The sequence below is a fragment of the Vibrio sp. Scap24 genome (assembly GCF_013394185.1).
Lineage (GTDB): Bacteria > Pseudomonadota > Gammaproteobacteria > Enterobacterales > Vibrionaceae > Vibrio > Vibrio pomeroyi.
In genome coordinates this window covers 109,186-130,470 of the sequence record NZ_CP041333.1, presented here as the reverse complement: position 1 = coordinate 130,470, position 21,285 = coordinate 109,186, and the positions used below count along the sequence as shown (strand labels likewise).

At 46.0% G+C, this 21,285-nt stretch carries 25 protein-coding genes; 20 read left to right on the top strand and 5 right to left on the bottom strand.

All coding sequences use genetic code 11. The annotated features are described in order from the left end of the window. Positions 1–159: 159 nt before the first annotated feature. From FLM53_RS16205 to FLM53_RS16130, 16 genes are all read left to right on the top strand, one after another. Entirely contained in the window at positions 160–780 is a 621-nt protein-coding gene (locus FLM53_RS16205; RefSeq protein WP_176679013.1) for an LON peptidase substrate-binding domain-containing protein, read from the top strand. A 110-nt stretch (positions 781–890) separates the two neighbouring features. Continuing rightward, a complete protein-coding gene (locus tag FLM53_RS16200) occupies positions 891–1,538 on the top strand; it encodes a sigma-70 family RNA polymerase sigma factor (RefSeq protein ID WP_132761601.1) in 648 nt (215 codons plus the stop codon). Next, on the top strand, positions 1,531–2,211 hold the full coding sequence (locus tag FLM53_RS16195) for a ChrR family anti-sigma-E factor (RefSeq protein ID WP_176679014.1): 681 nt from the start codon (positions 1,531–1,533) through the stop codon (positions 2,209–2,211). The genes FLM53_RS16200 and FLM53_RS16195 overlap by 8 nt, the downstream gene beginning before the upstream one ends. Before the next feature lie 175 nt (positions 2,212–2,386). Further along, positions 2,387–3,334 (top strand): DUF523 and DUF1722 domain-containing protein, encoded by a 948-nt coding sequence (locus FLM53_RS16190; protein ID WP_176679015.1) that lies wholly within the window; start codon positions 2,387–2,389, stop codon positions 3,332–3,334. After that, positions 3,331–4,761 carry a deoxyribodipyrimidine photo-lyase gene (phrB, locus tag FLM53_RS16185; RefSeq protein WP_176679016.1) on the top strand — a complete coding sequence of 477 codons (1,431 nt, stop codon included), beginning with the start codon at positions 3,331–3,333 and terminating at the stop codon, positions 4,759–4,761. The genes FLM53_RS16190 and phrB overlap by 4 nt, the downstream gene beginning before the upstream one ends. A gap of 14 nt (positions 4,762–4,775) precedes the next feature. Continuing rightward, positions 4,776–5,207, top strand: a complete 432-nt coding sequence (locus FLM53_RS16180; protein WP_176679017.1) for a nuclear transport factor 2 family protein — start codon at positions 4,776–4,778, stop codon at positions 5,205–5,207. Next, complete coding sequence (locus tag FLM53_RS16175) at positions 5,207–5,938, top strand: SDR family NAD(P)-dependent oxidoreductase (RefSeq protein ID WP_176679018.1); 732 nt, start codon at positions 5,207–5,209, stop codon at positions 5,936–5,938. Before FLM53_RS16180 ends, FLM53_RS16175 begins: the two co-directional genes overlap by 1 nt. Before the next feature lie 2 nt (positions 5,939–5,940). Beyond that, positions 5,941–7,212 carry an NAD(P)/FAD-dependent oxidoreductase gene (locus tag FLM53_RS16170; protein ID WP_176679019.1) on the top strand — a complete coding sequence of 424 codons (1,272 nt, stop codon included), beginning with the start codon at positions 5,941–5,943 and terminating at the stop codon, positions 7,210–7,212. Further along, entirely contained in the window at positions 7,209–8,015 is an 807-nt protein-coding gene (locus FLM53_RS16165) for a DUF1365 domain-containing protein (protein ID WP_176679020.1), read from the top strand. The genes FLM53_RS16170 and FLM53_RS16165 overlap by 4 nt, the downstream gene beginning before the upstream one ends. Positions 8,016–8,132: 117 nt before the next feature. Further along, on the top strand, positions 8,133–9,413 hold the full coding sequence (locus FLM53_RS16160; protein ID WP_176679021.1) for a cyclopropane-fatty-acyl-phospholipid synthase family protein: 1,281 nt from the start codon (positions 8,133–8,135) through the stop codon (positions 9,411–9,413). Continuing rightward, complete coding sequence (locus tag FLM53_RS16155) at positions 9,391–9,915, top strand: DUF2878 domain-containing protein (protein WP_176679022.1); 525 nt, start codon at positions 9,391–9,393, stop codon at positions 9,913–9,915. Before FLM53_RS16160 ends, FLM53_RS16155 begins: the two co-directional genes overlap by 23 nt. 3 nt (positions 9,916–9,918) lie before the next feature. Then, on the top strand, positions 9,919–10,512 hold the full coding sequence (locus tag FLM53_RS16150; RefSeq protein ID WP_176679023.1) for a chalcone isomerase family protein: 594 nt from the start codon (positions 9,919–9,921) through the stop codon (positions 10,510–10,512). After that, positions 10,509–11,051: a DUF3833 domain-containing protein gene (locus FLM53_RS16145; protein WP_176679024.1), complete on the top strand. Its 543-nt coding sequence runs from the start codon at positions 10,509–10,511 to the stop codon at positions 11,049–11,051. Before FLM53_RS16150 ends, FLM53_RS16145 begins: the two co-directional genes overlap by 4 nt. Positions 11,052–11,279: 228 nt before the next feature. Next, positions 11,280–11,543, top strand: coding sequence for a hypothetical protein (locus FLM53_RS16140; RefSeq protein ID WP_048660586.1), 264 nt, complete (start codon positions 11,280–11,282; stop codon positions 11,541–11,543). A 225-nt stretch (positions 11,544–11,768) separates the two neighbouring features. Beyond that, the gene (locus FLM53_RS16135; RefSeq protein WP_176679025.1) at positions 11,769–12,443 is read left to right on the top strand and encodes an SDR family NAD(P)-dependent oxidoreductase; all 675 of its coding nucleotides are present in this window, start codon (positions 11,769–11,771) and stop codon (positions 12,441–12,443) included. Positions 12,444–12,550: 107 nt separating this feature from the next. Continuing rightward, positions 12,551–12,790 carry an RNA-binding protein gene (locus tag FLM53_RS16130; protein ID WP_017057644.1) on the top strand — a complete coding sequence of 80 codons (240 nt, stop codon included), beginning with the start codon at positions 12,551–12,553 and terminating at the stop codon, positions 12,788–12,790. A gap of 155 nt (positions 12,791–12,945) precedes the next feature. On the opposite strand, the gene FLM53_RS16125 is transcribed toward FLM53_RS16130, so the two are convergent. The 5 genes from FLM53_RS16125 to FLM53_RS16105 all read right to left on the bottom strand — a co-directional run bounded on the left by FLM53_RS16125 (position 12,946) and on the right by FLM53_RS16105 (position 16,794). Further along, complete coding sequence (locus tag FLM53_RS16125; protein WP_176679026.1) at positions 12,946–13,290, bottom strand: ribosome recycling factor family protein; 345 nt, start codon at positions 13,288–13,290, stop codon at positions 12,946–12,948. A 216-nt stretch (positions 13,291–13,506) separates the two neighbouring features. Further along, complete coding sequence (locus FLM53_RS16120; RefSeq protein WP_176679027.1) at positions 13,507–14,739, bottom strand: MalY/PatB family protein; 1,233 nt, start codon at positions 14,737–14,739, stop codon at positions 13,507–13,509. Positions 14,740–14,860: 121 nt separating this feature from the next. Next, positions 14,861–15,328 (bottom strand): OsmC family protein, encoded by a 468-nt coding sequence (locus FLM53_RS16115; protein ID WP_176679028.1) that lies wholly within the window; start codon positions 15,326–15,328, stop codon positions 14,861–14,863. 29 nt (positions 15,329–15,357) lie between these two features. Next, positions 15,358–15,750 (bottom strand): GFA family protein, encoded by a 393-nt coding sequence (locus FLM53_RS16110; protein WP_017070209.1) that lies wholly within the window; start codon positions 15,748–15,750, stop codon positions 15,358–15,360. 126 nt (positions 15,751–15,876) lie between these two features. After that, positions 15,877–16,794 (bottom strand): LysR family transcriptional regulator, encoded by a 918-nt coding sequence (locus tag FLM53_RS16105; protein ID WP_176679029.1) that lies wholly within the window; start codon positions 16,792–16,794, stop codon positions 15,877–15,879. 125 nt (positions 16,795–16,919) lie between these two features. Between FLM53_RS16105 and FLM53_RS16100 the strand changes: the two genes are divergently transcribed. The 4 genes from FLM53_RS16100 to FLM53_RS16085 all read left to right on the top strand — a co-directional run bounded on the left by FLM53_RS16100 (position 16,920) and on the right by FLM53_RS16085 (position 21,103). Further along, positions 16,920–17,603, top strand: coding sequence for an SDR family oxidoreductase (locus FLM53_RS16100; protein ID WP_176679030.1), 684 nt, complete (start codon positions 16,920–16,922; stop codon positions 17,601–17,603). A 99-nt stretch (positions 17,604–17,702) separates the two neighbouring features. After that, positions 17,703–18,911 (top strand): MFS transporter, encoded by a 1,209-nt coding sequence (locus tag FLM53_RS16095; RefSeq protein WP_176679031.1) that lies wholly within the window; start codon positions 17,703–17,705, stop codon positions 18,909–18,911. A 73-nt stretch (positions 18,912–18,984) separates the two neighbouring features. Then, entirely contained in the window at positions 18,985–20,073 is a 1,089-nt protein-coding gene (locus FLM53_RS16090) for an alkene reductase (protein WP_176679032.1), read from the top strand. Between the two features lie 208 nt (positions 20,074–20,281). After that, entirely contained in the window at positions 20,282–21,103 is an 822-nt protein-coding gene (locus FLM53_RS16085; RefSeq protein ID WP_176679033.1) for an HNH endonuclease signature motif containing protein, read from the top strand. Positions 21,104–21,285 lie beyond the last annotated feature (182 nt).

Below are 21,285 nucleotides of genomic sequence, written 5' to 3'. Positions count from 1 at the left end.
CCGATGAAAGAAGGTTAAAACAATGAATTTATGAACAGGTGCAACAAAAAACATATCCTCACCAAATAGCAGCAAACAATTACAGCCACAGCGAATTGATCGAACCCTAGCCACTGCCCGTATATCTCCTTGAATCACATCTGAACTAAGGAGTGCTATGTGCCTAATACACCTAGGAAGACCACACGGACAAAAGCCGAACCAGAAACACCCGTAGAGTCTTCTTTAGAACTCGCTGTGTTTCCCCTCCCCGTCTTCCTGTTACCTGGAGGGAGACAAAGGCTGCGCATTTTTGAGCCCAAATACCTTGCGATGGTTGCTCACGCAGCGCAGGGCGATGGCTTTATCATTGCCACTCAAGACAACGTAAAGTCAGAACACCTCAGCTCTTGGGGAACCAAGGTATCCATCGTCGACTTTAATATGTCTGATGATCAGATATTAGAGATCGATGTGGAAGGTCAGCAGCTTGTGCAGCTTCACTCCTCTCATAGAGATACCGATGGCCTAATCAAAAGTAAATTCAGACCGCTTCCCCATTGGCCAGTACTCGAATACGACGTACCTAACGTGTTTACAGCATTTTTGGTTCAACTGTTTCGCGACCACGATTCGATAAGAACCCTTTACCCCACACCTGATTTCGAAAGCCCGCAATGGATCTGCGCTCGACTACTCGAGATGATGCCTATCCCTTTGGAAAAGAAAACAGAGTTCACCGAACCCGCTAGCTTTCCTTCTTTAGTTCCTCTTTTGAATCAAATCATTACGGGGCAATAAGCACTTTTCTTCACTATAATTTTGTATAGTGGAAATTAATTTAAATTAAAGTGATCCCGGCCTTCAACTTTCACGTAGTGCCAATCAAATTCGCATGATGGTTATTTACTATGCAAGTCGAAAGTAGAAGTTCAGGGAAAGGCAAGGAGCATGTCATTATCCCAGACAAAAAAACAACGACCGAATCCAAGGTTCCAGCAGAGCTTTCAAGTTGGTTAGTCTTGGTTGGTACAGACAGAGACAAGCAGGCATTTACCTGTTTGTTCAAGTTCTTTGCTCCCAAGATAAAGCGTTTCGGAATTAGCAAGTTAGGCGGCGAAGCTGCTGCGAATGAGCTGGTTCAAGACACCATGACCAACGTTTGGAAGAAAGCTCATCTTTACAATGAAGACAAGGGCGCTGCGACCACTTGGGTCTACACCGTTATGCGAAACGCCGCTTTTGATATGTTGCGTAAGGTAAAGGCCAAAGCGGAACAGACAATCGCAGACGACATCTGGCCTATCGACGCGATGGTTGCTGAATCTCAAAGCGATGAATTACCGTTTGGCGATCATTTGATGAGCCGACACGTGATGACTCAAATAGAGAAGCTGCCTCTGGCTCAGAAAACCATTGTCAAAGGCGTTTACTTTCAAGAACTCTCTCAAGAGCAGCTTGCACAACAACTTGGCGTCCCGCTTGGAACCGTGAAATCACGTCTAAGACTCGCTTTAGCCAAACTCAAGGTTCACATGGGGGAACAAAGCCATGATTAAACATCACCCTAACGAAGCAATTTTGAAAGATTTTGTTGACGGCACGCTTGCTGACTCAGTGTCTCTGATTGTGTCGAGCCATGTAGAGCTATGTGAACACTGCCAAGAGAAAGTGAAGCAGTTAACGGCCGAAGCGGCTAACAATGCCTTTGATAAGGAACCTGCGTTTGCGAGCGAAGAGTTAGACGGCTTTTCAATGGACGACATGGATTTCGACTTTGATGCAATCGAGCAGATCACTGCTGATTTATCCCAGTCGGTGGAAGTTGAACCTAAGGTAGAGCAAGTTACCGTTGCAGATACTACGTTCACAATTCCTCGCGCTCTGAATTCAGTGGCGAGAAAAGATTGGATGAACCTAGGCAAAATTTCACGAGCAAGACTCGATTTCGATGACGAAGCACACCATACGAGTTTGTTGCACATCGATAAAGATGGACAAGTGCCTTGCCACACTCACAAAGGCTTCGAGATCACGCTGCTTTTAGAAGGCAGTTTCGAAGACGAAATGGGCGTCTACAACAAAGGCGATTTCATCTGGTTGGATGGTAACCATACTCACCAACCTGCGACCAAAGAAGGTTGTGTGTGTTTGACCGTTTCAAGTGACGCGCTCTACTTCACAAAAGGTGTAAGTCAAATATTCAATCCACTTGGAAAATATATCTATTAACCCAGTTGCAGGCTATAAATATACAGGATGGCATGAAGCTACCCTGTATATCGTCCAAACATCTGAATAAAAACATCTACGGTGTAAAAATTAAAAACACACCCAGCTCTGTAAGTACGATTAGCAATGTTGAAATATAAGAAAGAGCTCAGAGCAAGAGCAAAGGAGTTGGCCAATGGAAAAGAAAATTAAAATAGGTATCAGTGCATGTGTCGCTGGACACAAAGTACGTTTCGATACAGGTCATAAACGCTCTCGTTTTTGTACAGACGACCTAGCAGATTACGTTGAGCTGGAACCCGTTTGCCCAGAGATGGGCGTTGGTCTTCCAACTCCACGTCCAACCATTCGCCAAACAAGAATGTTAGACGACATCATCCACGTTTCTCGTCCTGACGGGTCTGGTGATGTAACCAATGAATTAATCGAATTTGGTCAAAACTATTCGAAGAACAACCAACATATAGCGGGTTTCATCGTGTGTCAGAAGAGCCCAACTTGCGGCATGGAGCGTGTGAAGGTGTATCACCATCATGGCCGTGGCTCTGAATCAACAGGTGTGGGTATGTTCACCCAACAGATAATGGATGGCAATCCGCTGCTTCCGGTTGAAGAGAATGGTCGTCTTAACGATCCTATCCTGCGTGAGAACTTCATGACTCGCGTGTTCACTTACCAGAAGTGGTTAGACTTAGTTGACGAAGGTATTACCAAGCACAAGTTGATTCAATTCCACAGTGCTCATAAATACCTAGTGATGTGTCACCACGTAGAAGGTTATAAACGCCTTGGTAAGCTTTTAGCAGGCAACGACCTCGACATTAACGAGCTTGCAGACCAATACATCGAAGGCTTGATGACGGCGTTATCACATCACGCAAATCGTGGCAGTCACGCCAACACACTGCAGCATTTACAAGGCTACTTTAAGAAGCAACTGAGCAGCGCTCACAAGCAAGAGCTTGCGAACCAAATTGCTTCATTCAGAGAGGGCGTTATTCCCCTATTAGTGCCACTGACACTGATCAACCACTACTTGATGGAATATCCGAACGAGTACCTAGAATCACAGGTTTATCTCAACCCTCACCCGCAAGAACTTAAACTGAGATATGGATATTGAGCGACATTCTATGGATACGACGAGACCTGCGGATTCACGATAATCCAGCTCTCGTCGCTGCAGTTGAAAACGGCGTTTCTATCGCCGTTTTTATTTCAACTCCGAAGCAGTGGCAACAACATCACCTTGCTCCAATAAAAGCAGATTTCATTTACCGACACCTCAAGCAGCTCGAATCACAGCTCGCTGAATTCGGTATCACCCTGCTGCACCTCAAAGCCACAGATTTTGATGACCAAGCCACAAAGCTTATCGACTTGTGCAAACAGCTCGATTCTCAGTCTGTTTACGCCAATTCAGAGCCTGAAGTGGATGAGCAAGCTCGCGATCAACAACTCATAACACGCGGTGTGAACCTCCAAATCAGCGATTGCGACGTGATGCTGCCATTGGGTAGTGTGCTTAATCAGCAAGGCGAGATGTTCAAGGTATTCACTCCCTTCAAAAACGCTTGGTTAAAACAGGTACAAGCTAAAGGCATCCAATGTAGTCATGCTCCGGTGATGCCGCCTGAAAGCCCTGCTGACCAAAGCTCAAAAACGAAGTTCCCAAGCAACCTTTCAGCCTATCGACTTGCCGATGATTACGACTTCGACTTCCCTCGCGTTGATTCAAGTCGCTGGCCAATGAGCGAAGATGTACTAAGCAGCGTGATCCCTAATTTCTTGGCTAACAAAGTCAACGATTATGCACACCTGAGAGACATCCCTTCCGTCAAAGGAACGTCTGGCCTGTCACCTTACTTGACGATCGGTGCAGTGAGCCCAAGATGGTTAGCAATTCAATTGATTCAGCAACAACCAGATCTGTTGTTTGACTCGCAATTGTCTGCCTTTTCTTGGCTTAATGAATTGATTTGGCGAGATTTTTATAAGCACTTAATGTTTCATCATCCTAAACTGGTTAAAGGCGCTAACTTTCAACAAAAGTACAACGGCTTAGATTGGTATCAGGATCACTCGAGCTTCAAAGCTTGGTGTGAAGGGAGAACCGGCTACCCGTTAGTTGATGCAGCCATGCGCCAATTGGTTGATACAGGTTGGATGCACAACAGACTAAGAATGGTGGTGGCGAGCTTCCTGACCAAACACTTGCTTATCGACTGGCGTTGGGGCGAGCGATTCTTTATGACGCACCTTATCGATGGTGATTTCAGCGCTAACAATGGTGGTTGGCAGTGGGCTTCAAGTACTGGCTGTGATGCTCAACCTTACTTCCGAATTTTCAATCCAATCACCCAGAGTGAAAAGTTTGATCCGAAAGGAATTTTTATTCGTAAGTACATACCAGAGCTGCAAAATATTCCCGACAAGCATGTGCATTTTCCACACGATTACATTGCAAAAAACGGAATTAACAGCGAATACTGGCAACCCATCGTTGAACACAAAGAAGCACGATTGAGAGCCTTAGCCTTTTTCAAATAATTAGAGTGAACATTATGGATAACTCTCTATGGCTTGATAACTTTCTCAACATGTATCGAGAACTCGGAACCGACAATTTCGACGTGCTAAAGACGGTTTATCACCCTGATATCGAATTCCAAGATCCGCTGCATCATGTCAGCGGAATTGCTGCGCTAACTCATTACTTCGAGAACATCTACACGCAAGTGACCAGCTGTGATTTCCACATCGAGCACGTTTTTGAAGCCAATGGCGAAGCCGCGGTGTATTGGACGATGCAATTCGCTCACAAGCAATTGAATGGTCAAAAGCCTATCGAAGTTCAAGGCCACAGCCACTTGAAGATGCTCGATGACCAAGTGATCTATCACAGAGACTACCTCGACGTCGGCTCGATGTTGTATGAGCACATCCCAGTCTTGGGCTACGCAATCAAATCCATCAAGAAAAGAGCGAGCCGATAATGCGTATTATGATCACAGGCGCGACCTCAGGTATCGGCCAATCACTGACACTCGATTATGCTCAACAAGGGCATCAGGTGATTGCTTGTGGCCGTAACCCAAACAAACTGCAAGCCTTAGTCGATTCCCGCGAGACGGATTTATCTCACTCATCGATAGAGCCACTTTGCTTTGACCTAACCGATTACCACAACTTCCCTGAGCTAGACCCAGACCAGCCGCTCGACCTGCTGATTTTGAACGCGGGGGATTGTGAGTACATCGACGACCCAATGAATTTTGATGCGGAGCTTTTCGAGCGCGTCATCAACATTAACCTAATCTCCATTGGCTACGCCTTAAAAGCGTGGCTCAAAAATATCAAACCCGGCGGTCGCTTGGTTTTGGTAAGCTCAAGCGCCAGCTTTTTGCCTTTGCCTAGAGCCGAGGCTTATGGCGCTTCAAAGGCGGCACTCACATATTTAGGAAGAACGCTTTCGGTTGACCTGGCACAGCACGACATCCATGTCTCAATTGTGCACCCTGGCTTCGTAGAAACGCCATTAACCGAGCGAAATACGTTCTCTATGCCTATGATTATTAGTAGTGAGGCCGCAACTCAGCGAATCGTAACTGGTATTGCTCAAGGAAAGAGTGAGATCGATTTCCCAAGACGATTCATCATGTTGATGAAGCTTTTAAGAATGCTTCCAACTCCAGTTTGGCAAAAACTCGCTTCAAGGATGGTATAACAATGAAGAAAATCGCCATTATTGGTTCAGGCATCTCTGGACTCACTTGCGCGCACATATTAGATAAGCACCACGACGTAACGGTATTCGAAAAAAATGATTACGTTGGGGGTCACACCGCCACTGTTGATATTGAACATCAAGGCTTGGCGTTTTCTATCGACACTGGCTTTATCGTATTCAACGATCGAACCTATCCAAATTTCAACCAACTCCTCGAGCAACTGGGTGTCGAAAGGCAACCCACCGAGATGAGTTTCAGCGTTCACAACACAACCACCAAGTTTGAATACAACGGCCACAGCATTAATTCTCTGTTTGCTCAACGAAGTAATATCTTCAAACCGCAGTTCTGGTCTTTGGTTTCTGACATTCTTAAGTTCAACAAATTGTGTAAGGCGCAATTCGAAAGCAATGTGTTTACACCTGACGTTACCCTTGGCAGTTTTTTGCGTGATAACCAGTTTTCCGACTTCTTTAGCCAGCACTACATTCTACCGATGGGCGCCGCGATTTGGTCGACAAGCTTAGAAGAGATGGAAGAGTTTGAGCTTAAATTCTTTATTCAGTTCTTCTATAACCATGGCCTGCTCGACATTGCCAACCGCCCGCAGTGGTATGTGATACCGAAAGGATCTCGCTCTTATGTTGAGGTCATTCTTTCGCGCTTGAGCAAACCAGTCGCGTTGAACACATCAATCAAACAGGTCACCCGCCAAGAGACTGGCATTACGATTGAGTTTGAAGATGGCGGCACACAAGACTTCGATGAAGTGATATTCGCTTGTCACTCAGACCAAGCTCTGCGCCTACTTGGTGACGCAACTGAACAAGAGCAGCAGGTACTCGGCGAGATCCCTTACAGCCGCAATGAAGTGGTTCTGCACACAGACACCAACCTGCTACCAGACAGAAGACTAGCGTGGGCGAGCTGGAACTACATGCTCGACGGCAACAGCCAGCGACCAGCTTGTGTGACGTACAACATGAACATTCTGCAAGGTATCGAAAGCCAAGACACCTTCTGCGTAACCTTGAATCAGAGTGAAGCGATTGACCCAGAGAAAATCATTCGAAGCTTTGTGTATCACCACCCTGTTCTGAATTCGAACACGGTGAACGCACAGCAACAACGTGAAAAAATCTGCGGCCAAAACAAGACCCACTTTGCAGGCGCCTATTGGTACAACGGATTCCATGAAGATGGCGTCCACAGTGCGCTTGATGTGACTAAACGCTTCGGCTTAGATTTGAGTACGAGTTCAGTACTATGAACATGCACACCATGACACCCGACATGGGGATCGCATCCGAAAAGAGTGAAGAGCTCAGCGGTATCTATTGGGGTAACGTCAGACATCGCCGTTTTGGCGACATCACTCATGAGTTCAGTTACCAGCTTTATATGATGGGGCTGGATCTTGATGAACTGCCTAAAACCACAGCACGCAGTGTGCTGTTTGGGACTCGATGGTACAACCCGATTCGCTTTGTCGAATCGGATTATCTCGCTGAAAAAAAAGAAAATGTATTAGCGGATGAACCTAAATCACTCAAGCAACGTATAGCTTCCAAAGTGCAACAACTTGGTGGGGTTTGGTCTGATTCAAACCGTGTAACAATGCTGGCACAGTGCCGTTGTTTAGGTATCTATTTCAGCCCGATCAACTGCTTCTTCTGTTATGACGAAACAGGCGATTGCAAATATATGTTGGCTGAAGTGAGTAACACGCCTTGGCGAGAAAGACACTACTACCTCATCGACATGCACCAAGAGCTGAAGGTAAAGAAAGAGTTTCACGTTTCGCCGTTCATGGACTTAAACATGACCTACTTTTGGAAAATTAAGCCACCAGCGAAACGAACACTCGTTCACATCGAGAGCCGAAGAAGCGACAAAATTTTCGATGCGACACTGGCACTGACCAAGCAGTCTGTGACCAAGAAAAACATTAGACGAACGGTATTCAAGATTCCGGCAATGACGATAAAAGTCGTGATGGGAATCTATTATCAGGCTCTCAAATTATTCCTAAAAAAAGTACCGTTCGTGGCGCACCCAGACTCAACGTCTTAAGTGTCCTCACAGTAACTAAATAGTACAGCTCAATTAGCGACTCGGGTGAATAAAACCAAAGAACAGCACCCGACTTTAGTTGGAAAAAAGTTAGAATGAATTCTCAGCGAGGTTTACATGGAACAGCTTGCAAAACAAAACAACAACATTGAACAACAAGCTAATGCCGTTGCTGTTTCAAGCAACTGTAAATATCGAGCTTTAATCTTCAAGGTGCTAGAACGCCTACAATTCGCAACGCTTGAAATCATCGAGCGAGATCAGCATTCGGTGTTTGGTGATCGAGAAGCAGACTTGAAAGGCCGAATCGTGATTCATGATGCGACCTTTTTTAGAGATGTCGTTATCAACGGCAGTATTGGCGCATCCGAAGCTTATATTGATGGTAAGTGGACTAGCCCGAACCTGACTCGCGTTATCCAAATCATGGCGCGCAACCAAGCGCAACTAGACGAGTTGGACGACAAGACTCAGTGGATATCTCGCATCAAAAATTTGTTATTGCGCCGTAAGAATGCCAATACCGAACAAGGGTCTAAACGCAACATTCTGGCTCACTACGATATCGGTAACGAGCTATATGAGCGATTTCTAGACAGCTCAATGCAATACTCATCAGCTATCTACAGCGAAGACGCGTTAACCCTTGCTAAAGCCCAACAAAACAAGATGAAAACCATCTGTGAGCGTTTAGAACTTTCAGAATCAGATAGCGTGGTCGAAATCGGCACTGGCTGGGGCGGCTTGGCGATATTCATGGCGCAACATTATGGCTGCCATGTGACTACCACTACCATTTCAGATGCTCAGCACGAGCTTGCTGAACAGCGAGTAAAAGCGCTTGGTTTAACCGACAAAATCACTCTACTAAAAGAGGATTATCGCAACCTCACAGGTGAATATGACAAGTTGGTCTCTATTGAGATGATCGAAGCGGTAGGTCACGAATATCTGCAAACCTTCTTTGAGAAGTGTTCTTCGTTACTGAAACCTTCAGGCAAGATGTTGATTCAAGCCATCACCATTGCTGACAGCCGTTATGAGAAGTACCGCAAAGGCGTCGACTTTATTCAGAAGTACATCTTCCCAGGTGGTTGTTTACCTTCCGTTTCAGTCATGACCCAACATCTTGCGACCAGTACCGACCTCGTGGTTCAAGAAATTGACGACATCGGCCTACACTACGCTCGCACACTGAACGACTGGAATGTTGCTTTTGAAAACAGTTGGGAAGAGCTAGAGTCTCTGGGCTACTCAGAAGAGTTTAAACGCTTGTGGATCTTCTACTTCTGCTACTGTGAAGGTGCATTCTTAGAACGCGTGATCAGCACTCACCATGTTGTAGCAAGAAAACCTCGTTACTTTGGAGCAAAAGATGAAACGGTTTTGGATTATTAATCTCGTTCTGTTTCAAGCGACCTGGGTTTGCAGTGCATTCTTTACCGCGCAAGCCCCGTTCATCGCGCCACTGATTGTGGCCGTGCACTTCTTTCTCTCTCCAACTCGCAATAGCGATCTGAAAATACTCTGTTTACTTCCGTTGGGGCTATTACTCGATAGCCTCATGCTCCACTTCGGCGTGTTTGCCGTCGATTCTGAAATTGCCAATCAATCATGGTTTCCAGTGTGGCTCATCTGCCTATGGATCATGTTTTTGATTAGCTTCAATCACAGCCTTAATTGGCTTTTAAAATGCTCGAAAGTGATCTTGTTCGCCATAGGGTTCGTAGCAGGTACTAGTAGTTATTGGGGAGGCATCAAAGCAGGCGCTCTCCTTACTACTTGGCCAGATGCATCGGTAGTTGCTGCCCTTGCAATGAGTTGGGGGATTTTGTTGCCCTTACTGGTGGCCGCCTACTCCAACTTAGTACAACCTGAAATGGCAAGGACAACGAGGTGACTTATGGCTTATTCACGCAACCCTGCACAAGCGTTCAAATCAGAGAGCGGCACTAGTCGCGTTGGTGCGCGATCAAACTTTCATACGCAGACCAAAAGCAAACTTTTCGGCTTCATCACTCTAACCCTAATTTTTGGTGCGCTGCTATTTACCGCAAACGCGCAAGCCTCTGCCGTCGATGACCTAAATAAACGCGGTCAAGGCGAAATGAGTTATCTGTTTTGGACGCTCTACTCTGCTGAATTCTACACCACACCAACCAACTCTGAACGCGCACTCAAGCTCGAATATTACCGCGCTATCGATAGCAAAGACTTAGTCGATGCAACCGAAGACCAGTGGAACAAGCTTGGCTACTCAAATAACAGCATTCAGCGTTGGTTGAAGCCGTTATATGCGATGTGGCCAAACGTAGAAGCAGGAAGCACGCTTACGATTCGTGTCGCTGAAGACAATGTCAGCCGCTTTTACTTCGACGAGCAACCTATCGGGGTTATCCAAGACAAACAATTTGGCGAGGCCTTTTTAGCCATCTGGTTATCTGAAAACACATCCGAGCCCGGCCTTCGCAAACAATTATTAGGTTTAAATAAATGAGTCCAAAAACAAAAATAATAAAATTCGTTCTAGCACTGCTTTCTCTCACTTGGCTGACAGGCTGTGGATCTGCAAGTTTAGATAACCACGTAGACACCACTCCCGAGCTCAAGCTTGAGACTTTCTTTAATGGCGAGTTAATGGCCTACGGCATCGTGCTCGACCGTTCTGGCAATTTACTGCGCCGCTTCGACGCCAAGCTTATAGCCACGTGGGACGGTGACAATGGAGAGATCAAAGAGTGGTTCTCTTTTGCCGATGGTGAGCGTTCAACACGAGTTTGGAACCTCATTAAAACCGGCGAAAATACTTATTCAGGTACTGCCAATGATGTAGTAGGCACCGCTTACGGCGAGACCCAAGGTTCGGCTCTGTATTGGAAATACGATTTAGAAATAGAAGTCGACGGCAGCACTTATGAAGTCGTGTTAGATGATTGGATGTTCTTAATGGATGACAAACGATTGTTCAACAAAACTGAGATGTCTAAATTCGGCTTTAAGGTCGGAGAGGTCATCTTATACATCGAGAAAATCTGATTGCGCGAGCCTTAGCTTCACCTTATTTGGCCAGCCTTTAATTACAGCCCACGACGACATGTTGTGGGCTGTTTTGTTTGTTCCCGCGAATTGCATACCTGAAAGCTCATGCCTCTGTGCTAAGATGCGCCACCAGCATACAAATGGGCTAGACTCATACTCAGTGGTTCCTGTTTGTTTCGCTTAGCGTAGATTCCCTACCATGATTAATTGAAAAGGCTTTAAAGCATGAGCAAGTTGACCTCAGCGGAGCGTAAAGCTCGCGACAATGAACGTTTCTCACAACGCGTAAACGACCGCAGAGAAAAAGGTGAAGACGTAGTTGCTTACGCACTGACCAACAAAAAAGCAGTGAAGTTCCTAACGAAGTCAGAGAAAAAGCGCCTTAACGAGATGAAAGCGACTCTCCAAGAAGAGAAGCGAGTTAAAGAACAAGAAGAGCTTAACCGAATCGAAGACGCGTTCACTGTTAAACAGTTCGACGACGAATAATCACTTCTGATTGCTCAAAAGCGCTGGCTCTATGCTGGCGCTTTTACTTTCTGAGGCACTTCACTCTCGAGATGCATTAATTTTCCCTTTCACCTCACTCGTCTCTAATCTCAGCTTACCGAGCAGCCCATCAATCAAGCCATCCGCCAACTTTGGCCCTAGTTCTCAGAAAAACTCGTCTCAGCCCCTTACTATCTCGGTTCAATTCTACAAATCTAAGACAGTATGATTTTAATTACCGGATCAAGCAGCGGTTTAGGCGCAGCGCTCGCGACACAATACGCTAACACTGCAACAGGCACTCAGCGCATCGCCATTACGGGTCGCAATGCACAACGTTTAGCTGAGGTAGCGAAAAGCCTACCAGCGAATACCATTAGCCACGCGTGTGACCTCTGTGACCCACACTCCGTGAGCGAGATGCTTGATGCGTTGCCAGAAATGCCTAAGCTCGTGATTCACAGTGCTGGCAGTGGCTACTTCGGTAAGATAGAACAACAGGATCCTTCGGCCATCAGCGACATGTTGAAAAACAACATCGAATCGTCGATTTTTTTGGTTCGTGAACTGGTTCAGCGTTACAAAGATCAGCCCGTGACGATTGCTGTGGTTATGTCGACAGCAGCTCAAGGCGCTAAAGCGGAAGAGTCCACCTATTGTGCTGCTAAGTGGGCCGTGAAAGGCTTTATCGAATCAGTAAGATTGGAGCTGAAAGGTCACCCGATGAAAATCGTTGCGGTCTATCCCGGCGGAATGGCGACCGAGTTTTGGGGAACGAGTGGCAAAGCAATGGATACCTCTAGCTTTATGACCGCTCAAGAAGCCGCTCACATGCTGCAACAGGCGTTAACCAGCACTGAGCATGGCTTTGTATCAGACATCACGATAAACCGCGGCTAGTGCTTAGACAGAGCGACAAGGAAATAGAGTCGCGAGACAATTATTTGTGAGGGTGAGCATGAAAGTGTGCGACAATGCTCGGCGTAAATTCATATTCAAGGTTTATTATGAAACTTCTAGTTCGTAACCTATCGCGCTCGACTTCTGAGCAAGACATCCGTGTGCTATTTTCTGAGTTTGGCTCAGTAAAAGAGTGCAGCCTAGTTTTAGACCAAGAAACTGGCGACTCAAAAGGCTTTGCTTTTGTTGAAATGCCAGAGCACGAAGAAGCGAAAGCAGCACTAAACAAGCTGAACATGACTAAGCTTGGCAAAAACACGATTCGTGTAAAAGTAGCGAACTCTTAATCGAGCCACGCTTCATAAGCCACATGGCTTAGCTTAATGCAGCACCGATGATAAAGCCCGTAACGATATTCCGCTGAAAAACGCAATATCGTTACGGGCTTTTTGCTGCTCGCGATTCCTTTTCACAACATGGTCGGCTTACTTAAGGCTCGTGTTTATAACCCTTCATGTTCATCAATCGCACGCCTTGCCTCTGCCATTGAACATCCTGACTCCATCACTAACTGAGCGACCGTCATCGAGGGTGTTGCCGCTAGCAGAGAAGCCAGACACACCACAGGTTTAGGCAGTACTTTGTCTATCGCAATGGCGATCCAATCGTCTTTTTCATGAGTGAGCAGGGTTTTAAATTCAATGAGTTGTTGCTCTTGAGCGACCAATAACCAATTGCGTGAACGACGAACTCGCTTCAACTGACATCCACACTCAGTCGCATTCGCCATCACTTGGCTTTTATCACTCACACGATGTACAAAACTATTCAGTGGGACGCTAAACATAACTCTCTGCCAACCAATCTCTATCAATCATTGAAGCGCTAGGACTCGCAACTCAGCACTTCAATCACAACTCAATAAAACCATGAGTAGGATTACACAGACACAAAAAAACCGCCAGTCATGCGCTATGAAGACTCGCGGTTATTTTATTCTAATCAGATTTAAAGCTGTGCCGTTATGCGCTCTAATTTCAACGCTTGCCGTTTAAGATTGAACTTAACAGCAACTTTTAGAATTGCCTTTATCGCAGCAATTTGAGTTCACTACAGAACCTTGCTCAAAGCCATCAATCGCATCAGCCAACGCAGTAAATGATTGCTCAATATTGTCACGTGAAGTAGCGATGTTCATTCGCATAAAATGATAACTCTCAGCGCCAAACCAGCCGCCCGGCGTTAACCCCATTTTAGCTTGCTCAAACACCACGCTCTTTAGCTCTTCTTCCGAGAAACCTAACTCAGAAAAATCAAACCATACCTGGTAAGTACCTTGTGGTTGGAACACTTTCAATTGAGGAATACGCAGCTCAACAAACTCAGTGATCCATTTAACCGTGTCTTGCAGATACACCAACATGCCATCTAGCCACTCTTCACCTTTTTCAAAGGCGGCAATCGTCGCAAACGTGGTCAAGGCATTGCCATGATCAAGATACATCGCCGCTACGTTGGTTTTGAACGCTTCAAATAGTTCATCATTGTTCGTGTACACATAGCCGTTGGAGATGCTGTGCATGCCGAAGGTTTTCGCCGGAGAGCCAATCAAGGTGATGACCTTGTCGTAATCAAAGCTGGTCAAGCTCGTGAAAGCGTGACCTTCAAAGATAATGTCTGAGTGGATTTCATCACTGATGATCAACACATCATGACGCTTAGCAATCTCGATAACCTGTGTTACTTCCTGCTGCGTCCACACACGACCAGTTGGATTATGTGGATTACAGAAAATCATCGTTTTTACTTTGTGTTCGATGATCTGCTGTTCCATACCATCGAAGTCAATGCGGTAACCTTGCTCATCATTGATGAGTGGGCTATTCACGACCTGACGATTAGCCTTGTTCACCAAGTTAGAAAACTGGTGATACGCTGGCGTATGGATAAGCACTCCATCACCTTCATTGGTGAACTGGCGCAATAACAAGGCGATACCAGAAAGCACACCCGGCACTTGCACAAACTTGTCCGCAGAAAGGTTTAAACCATGACGCTTTGAATACCATTGCGACAGCGCTTCAAACACCCCTTGTTCATGAAATTCATAAGAGTACACACCGCGCTCAACCAAACGATTCAGCTCTTGAGTGATCGGTTCCGCTACCTGAAAATCCATATCGGCAACCCAATATGGGAATACATCCGTGGTGTTATAAATGTTCTGTAGCATCTGCGGTTTGCTTTTGATAAACGCATTTTCACCGTAGCTCGATGTACTCTTAAACACTGTCATGGAGGTGTCCTCAAATAATTCTTTCAGTCTTTTTTACAATCATTGGGATTGCATGAATGCCCTTAAGACGATGGAGAAATCAAAAAGACGACGCTTTTAGAAAATAATCTAAAAATAAAAACTAATCTCGCATCTCGACCTTTATCTCAGTCTTAACCGAATTCGCGATAAAGCAATTCTTGTGTGCTAAGTGATGCAGCTTGTCGAGTTGAGCACGGGTTGGAACCTTGCTACCAATAAACACAATCTTAGGTCGCAGGGTCACTGTAGTAACGGACGAACGGCCTGACTCATCTTCCTCAAGCACACCAATCGCATCATCAACGTAAGACTCAATGACGTACTTTTGCTTAGCCGCGATGCCCAAAAAAGTCAGCATATGACAGCTAGAAAGTGCCGCGATAAAGGCTTCTTCTGGGTCGACATTCTCCTCAACCGACAACGGTAGTGGCACAACATGTGGAGAAGACGAAGCAGGTACAGTGACACCACCATCGAACTCCCATGTGTGGCCGCGGCTGTATTGGTTGTCGCTAAAGGCTTCATCTTGCGCTTTTTGCCAGCGAATGATCGCTCCGTATTCAGACATAATCCCTTCCCTTTTTAGTGCTCAATAAATTAACGATCAGCTGGGTGGTTGACACCATCGTTGGTCACCACATCACCAATATCAAAAGGGTTCACCCCTTCCAAACAACCGATATTAAAACCATATTCATTCGGGCTAGAACGGCGTTGATGATGGGTATAAATACCGCAGTTTGAGCAGAAGTAATGCTTCGCGGTATTGGTGTTGAATTGATAAAGCTTGAGATGTTCTGCACCTTTAAGGATCTTGATGCCATCCAGCGCGACAGAACCCACGATCGCGCCTCTACGACGACAGATAGAACAATCACATCGACGAGGCTTCTCTATTCCATTAGGCAAGCTGAGTTCTAATTCGACTGCACCGCAGTGGCAGGTGGCTTTGTGAAAAGGTTGGATAACCGTGTTACCGACGACTTTCATTTCTCTCTCCAATCACGTCCTTATGTTGCAGGTATCATAACCAGTTCAATGATCTCTGTCCGTAAGCTGACGCTGAGTTCGAGAGATCCGTCATGCGTAGATAAGCGTCTACTCTTTGCCTGACCTTTAGACCAAACCATTGAAGTTCTCAAGAAGGTAATCTAAGAAGAGTCGAATACGCTTCGGCTGGTACTTCTTGCTGATGTACACCACATTCAAGTCGGCGCTTGATACGGAAGTCGAGGTATTGAAGTTCTTCATATAGCCATTAAGCAGAGTCACAAGGCGTTGGTTATTGATGTCATCTTGCACATCCAACACTGATTTAAGCGCGATACCCTCACCTTTTAATGCCCAGTAGCGAATCACTTCACCATCGTCTGAGAATCGCTTTGGTACAACGGTAATCGACTTCTTCATGTCGTGATCTTGGAAGTGCCAAGTCTTGAGTTCCTCATTGCTGCGCAGCATCGCCAAGCAGTCGTGCTCAACCAAATCTTGTGGCGTCAACGGCGTCCCATGCTTGGCAAGATATTCAGGCGAGGCACACAGTACACGTCGGCTCGGAGATAAACGTCGAGAGATTAAACTGCTGTCGACCAACTCACCATAGCGGATCACGATATCCATCCCCGACTCGGCAATGTTCGACAGGTTGTCGTTCAAATACAGATAAGGAATCACATCTGGGTACTGCTGACAAAACTCCGACAAGATTGGCAGGATGTACTGCTTGCCGATGTCTTTCGGTGCCGCGATCTTTAATGGGCCTTTAACCTCTTTGACGCCATTTTGAATCAGGTTTTCAGCCTCACTGACATTATCCAATATCTCCAGACATGCCTTGTGATACAGCTCGCCTGAGTCCGTCAAAGACACATGTCGCGTGCTTCGATTCAGCAACTTCACGCCATATCGTTCTTCCAGTGCCTGCAGCCTTGCTGTCATGGTCGCGGGTGATAAACCCAGTTCACGCCCAGCGGCAGCCAACCCTTGATGCTTCACAATACTGACGAACATCGCCATGTCTGAAAACTTATCCATACTATTCGTGCTCTCGCCCTATTGTTCATTTAAACCGAATAATGAATTCATATTTTAGCCAATTATCAAATTTAGTCGAACAAATATAATGACAACCATCAGCAGAACACGCAGGAATTCAGATCATGAACAACACACTAGCGAACCAAGAAAAGAGCACTTTCGTCATCATTGGTGGCACGTCAGGTATAGGTAAAGCACTAGCGATGCAATTGAGAAACGACAACAACATCGTCCACATTGCTAGTCGCCACACAGGCGTGGACATCAGCAATGAAAAGTCGATTTGCGAATACTTCGAATCAATTGGTCCCTTCGATCATTTAGTCGTGACAGCGGGCTCATCCGCTCCGGCAGGAAAGGTGACAGACGTTGCGATTGAAGATGCGAAAACGGCATTTGATACCAAATTTTGGGGCAGCCTAAACGTAGCTAAACATGCGGCACGTTACATGAAGCCCAACGGATCTATCACACTCACCACAGGTATGTTGTCACGCAAGGTTGTCGCTGGCACTTACGTAAAAACAGCCATCAACGCCGCACTAGAATGCGTAACTAAGGTGCTCGCGAAAGAACTCGCACCAATTCGAGTGAACGCCGTAAGCCCAGGCTTAACCATGACGACAGCCTACAAAAACATGGACGACACAGCTCGCTCAGCCATGTACGACAACGCAAAAAACAATTTACCCGCAGGCAAGGTTGGCGAAGCTTCAGAAATCGCGATGGGTTACCTGCTCGCGATTAATAATCCATACGTGACTGGCTCAATCATCGACATCGATGGCGGTGCGCTGCTCGGCTAACACTCCGTAAAGAAGCAAAGACACAAAGACACAAAGAACAATCGTTAGGACGTGGTTCTAAATGTCCTAACAAACAAGAACTTACACAGGTAACTCATCATGAAACAAGAAGCCATCCATAAAGAAAAGATTCCATTCCAAGTTTGGATACTAACACTCGCGGCATTTGCGATTGGCACCGCTGAGTTTGTTATCGCAGGCATTCTTCCACAAATTGCCACATCCCTTTCGATCACCGAAGGCCAAGCAGGTTATCTAATCAGTGCTTATGCGTTAGCTATCGTTATCGGCGGCCCGATCTTAACTATCTACCTTGCACGCTTTAATAAGAAGATGGTTTTGATTGGATTAATGGCGCTGTTTATTATTGGCAATGTCTTGTCTGCACTCGCACCAAGCTACCCATTGCTACTCGCGAGCCGCGTAATTGCAGGCTTAGTGCAAGGTCCTTTCTATGGCATCGGTGCCGTTGTCGCTACCAACTTAGTATCGGAAAAAATGGCAGGTCGCGCCGTTGGTCAAATGTTCGCAGGCTTAACGCTCGCAAACGTTCTAGGGGTGCCTGCGGGTACTTGGGTGAGCTTGCAATTCGGTTGGCACACCACCTTCTTTACCGTGGCAGCACTTGGCACTGTTGCGATGGTTTCTATCCTGACATCTATCAAATCAACGGGTCACAGCGAAGCGAAAGACATCAAAACTCAGCTTATGGCGTTCAAAAATCCAATGCTGCTTATCAGCTTGGCGATCACCGCTTTTGCTTGGTCTGGCTTCATGACACTTTACGGATACCTTGCACCTATCGCCATGCACATCACGGGTTACGGCCAAGAATCGGTCACTTGGATCTTAGTGATTGTCGGTGTTGGCTTAATCATAGGTAACACATTGGGCGGCCGCTCTTCCGATAAAGATTTAGGCAAAGCTTCCATGTTTTGGGCTGTCGCGATGATCGCTTCACTGGTTGTGGTGGGCCTAGTGGTAGACAACAAAATCCTATTCGTTGCAGCTGCATTTGTCTTTGGTATTGCATCATTTGCGAACGTTCCTGCCATGCAACTTCGAGTAATGAACCACGGTGGTGAAGGCCAAGAGTTAGCAGCAACTGCGAATATCTCAGCGTTTAACTTGGCCAATGCCTTTGGTGGATTCCTTGGCGGCATGGTACTCGACAGCCAACTAGGCGCAGGAATGATTCCGTTCGCAGCCGTTGTTGTCCCTGTCATTGGCTTGCTACTTATCGCCAAAGCCAACCGAGCAGAAAAGCCACAGAGCAACTCTATTTTCAGCCCTGCAGAAAGCAAATAACGCGGCTTATAGCCCGAACACAAAACTAAAAGCACTGAATTCAAGAACACTGAATTAAAACAAGGTAGATACCATGAATAAATTATTTGAAACATCAGAACTCAAAGGCCTAGAACTGCAAAACCGCGTCGTTATGGCACCCATGACTCGCGCTCGTACTAGCCAACCGGGCAATGTACCAAACGACATGATGGCAACTTATTACCAGCAACGCGCCAGTGCAGGTTTAATCATCACCGAAGCCACGCAGATCTCTGATGACTCTCAAGGTTACTCATTCACTCCCGGCGTTTATACCGACGCTCAAATTGAAGGTTGGAAATCAGTAACCACAGCCGCGAAAGAACAAGGTGCCGCAATATTCTGCCAGTTATGGCATGTCGGTCGCGTGTCTCATCCTACTTTTCAAAAGGGCGAATTGCCGATTGCACCGTCAGCTTTGGCTCCAATAGAAACTCAGGTGTGGATTGCTGACGAGAATGGTAACGGCAACATGGTCGATTGCATCCAACCAAGGGAGATGACCCAAGAAGACATCGATCGTGTCGTTCAAGATTTTGCGAACTCAGCGAAGAAAGCCATTGAAGCAGGCTTTAATGGTGTCGAGATCCACGGCGGTAATGGCTACCTTATCGATCAATTTTTAAGAACGAACTCGAATAAGCGAACCGACAACTACGGTGGAAGCCGCGAGAACCGACTTCGCTTTTTGATTGAAGTAGTAGATGCCGTCATTGATGAGATTGGCGCAGACAAAGTTGGCGTGCGCTTGGCTCCATTCATCACCTTCAAAGACATGAACTGCCCAGATATCGTGCCAACGATTCTAGAAGCGTCAAAAGCACTGCAAGCTCGTAATATCGCTTATCTGCACCTGTCAGAAGCCGATTGGGATGACGCACCCGTTATTCCTGAAAGCTTCCGAGTCGAACTGAGAGAGTTGTTTTCCAATACCATCATCGTCGCAGGCAGCTACACACCAGAGCGTGCCGAGGAAGTGCTAAATAAAGGCTACGCGGATCTCGTCGCATTTGGTCGCCCATTCGTGGCAAATCCAGACCTCGTATCACGCCTACAAAACGGCAGCGAACTATCAGAACTTGATGGCGCCACCCTATTCGGCGGCAACGAAAAAGGCTACATCGATTATCCAGCTTTGTAATGACAAAGCATTAAACAAACACCAAGCCTGCATGAGTCCAGCAGGCTTGCCTCTCTAGAAACGTGACTGAGCCGATACCTTTTCACACCCAAGAATCCACTTGCATATTTTCACTTAAACCACTGTTATATTTAAACTTTAAATAAAACATAAACTACAAAAATATCAATAATAATTCCGATTCAAACGGATAAATGAGGACTCTCCATTGTTCAATGTAGGACAGGTTTACAATCGACGTGCAGAGATACACGGTCATTACAAAGGTCAACAATACGGTGGTATCGCTACACCGGCTGCTCACCCGTATGTATTTATCTTCACTAGCGATGCGGGCGAAGAGTTTGGCTACTCTGATGGTTTTAGTGCAGACGGCACTTTCCGATATACAGGAGAAGGGCAAGAAGGTGATATGAAAATGGTTAAAGGAAACTTGGCCATCTTTGAACACCAAAACAACCTCAAAGAGATTCTCTTATTTGAATCTGTCTCAACTGGTTTTGTTAGATTCGTCGGTGTTTGTAATTACATCTGTCATCACATTGAGCAACGCCCCGACAAGAACGACCAACTTCGTGATGCGATAGTTTTCCATTTAGATATCGTACCGCAAAGTATTGGGGATTCAGTTCAATCTCCCAAAATGTCATACCTTACTAAGCCAACTAAAAGTAAATCATTAAAGCAATTACGAGACATCGCTTTAGCTTCGACGCCACTTAAAACTGACACCAAAGAACAACTCACACATGTAAAATATCGTAGTGAAGCCATTAAGCTTTACGCGAAAAAGAGAGCAGATGGTATCTGTGAAGGTTGTGAAGTGCCTTCGCCTTTTGAGACTAAGACAGGCCCTTACCTAGAAGTACATCACCTGACACGGTTAGCGGATGGTGGTGCAGATTGTCCTGAAAACGTGATTGCACTCTGCCCGACTTGCCATCGTAAAGCGCACTACTCAGTGGAAGCTGCAGATTTCAATGCGAAACTCATCGAGAAAGCACTAAAGATTGAAGAACAACTGTTGTAAACATTTCCTTCAGGCAAAAGAAAGGCTCGCATGACTAGTGCGAGCCTAATGCAGTTTAGGGGGTAAACCACAATCTGATATTAATCTGGGACTAATTATTTAACTTATGAGCCATTATGCACTTGTGCGCATTGATATTCTATTTTTAAATGATTCACTGCAATTAATCAATCGATAAAAGT

Coding starts and splice junctions, on each gene's coding strand:
- FLM53_RS16105 (WP_176679029.1), bottom strand. CDS start 16,794: ATGGATAAGTTTTCAGACATGGCGATGTTCGTCAGTATTGTGAAGCAT.
- FLM53_RS16110 (WP_017070209.1), bottom strand. CDS start 15,750: ATGAAAGTCGTCGGTAACACGGTTATCCAACCTTTTCACAAAGCCACC.
- FLM53_RS16195 (WP_176679014.1), top strand. CDS start 1,531: ATGATTAAACATCACCCTAACGAAGCAATTTTGAAAGATTTTGTTGAC.
- FLM53_RS16145 (WP_176679024.1), top strand. CDS start 10,509: ATGAGTCCAAAAACAAAAATAATAAAATTCGTTCTAGCACTGCTTTCT.
- FLM53_RS16190 (WP_176679015.1), top strand. CDS start 2,387: ATGGAAAAGAAAATTAAAATAGGTATCAGTGCATGTGTCGCTGGACAC.
- FLM53_RS16120 (WP_176679027.1), bottom strand. CDS start 14,739: ATGACAGTGTTTAAGAGTACATCGAGCTACGGTGAAAATGCGTTTATC.
- FLM53_RS16200 (WP_132761601.1), top strand. CDS start 891: ATGCAAGTCGAAAGTAGAAGTTCAGGGAAAGGCAAGGAGCATGTCATT.
- FLM53_RS16130 (WP_017057644.1), top strand. CDS start 12,551: ATGAAACTTCTAGTTCGTAACCTATCGCGCTCGACTTCTGAGCAAGAC.
- FLM53_RS16180 (WP_176679017.1), top strand. CDS start 4,776: ATGGATAACTCTCTATGGCTTGATAACTTTCTCAACATGTATCGAGAA.
- FLM53_RS16115 (WP_176679028.1), bottom strand. CDS start 15,328: ATGTCTGAATACGGAGCGATCATTCGCTGGCAAAAAGCGCAAGATGAA.
- FLM53_RS16175 (WP_176679018.1), top strand. CDS start 5,207: ATGCGTATTATGATCACAGGCGCGACCTCAGGTATCGGCCAATCACTG.
- FLM53_RS16095 (WP_176679031.1), top strand. CDS start 17,703: ATGAAACAAGAAGCCATCCATAAAGAAAAGATTCCATTCCAAGTTTGG.
- FLM53_RS16140 (WP_048660586.1), top strand. CDS start 11,280: ATGAGCAAGTTGACCTCAGCGGAGCGTAAAGCTCGCGACAATGAACGT.
- FLM53_RS16135 (WP_176679025.1), top strand. CDS start 11,769: ATGATTTTAATTACCGGATCAAGCAGCGGTTTAGGCGCAGCGCTCGCG.
- FLM53_RS16160 (WP_176679021.1), top strand. CDS start 8,133: ATGGAACAGCTTGCAAAACAAAACAACAACATTGAACAACAAGCTAAT.
- FLM53_RS16150 (WP_176679023.1), top strand. CDS start 9,919: ATGGCTTATTCACGCAACCCTGCACAAGCGTTCAAATCAGAGAGCGGC.
- FLM53_RS16125 (WP_176679026.1), bottom strand. CDS start 13,290: ATGTTTAGCGTCCCACTGAATAGTTTTGTACATCGTGTGAGTGATAAA.
- FLM53_RS16100 (WP_176679030.1), top strand. CDS start 16,920: ATGAACAACACACTAGCGAACCAAGAAAAGAGCACTTTCGTCATCATT.
- FLM53_RS16155 (WP_176679022.1), top strand. CDS start 9,391: ATGAAACGGTTTTGGATTATTAATCTCGTTCTGTTTCAAGCGACCTGG.
- FLM53_RS16165 (WP_176679020.1), top strand. CDS start 7,209: ATGAACATGCACACCATGACACCCGACATGGGGATCGCATCCGAAAAG.
- FLM53_RS16090 (WP_176679032.1), top strand. CDS start 18,985: ATGAATAAATTATTTGAAACATCAGAACTCAAAGGCCTAGAACTGCAA.
- FLM53_RS16170 (WP_176679019.1), top strand. CDS start 5,941: ATGAAGAAAATCGCCATTATTGGTTCAGGCATCTCTGGACTCACTTGC.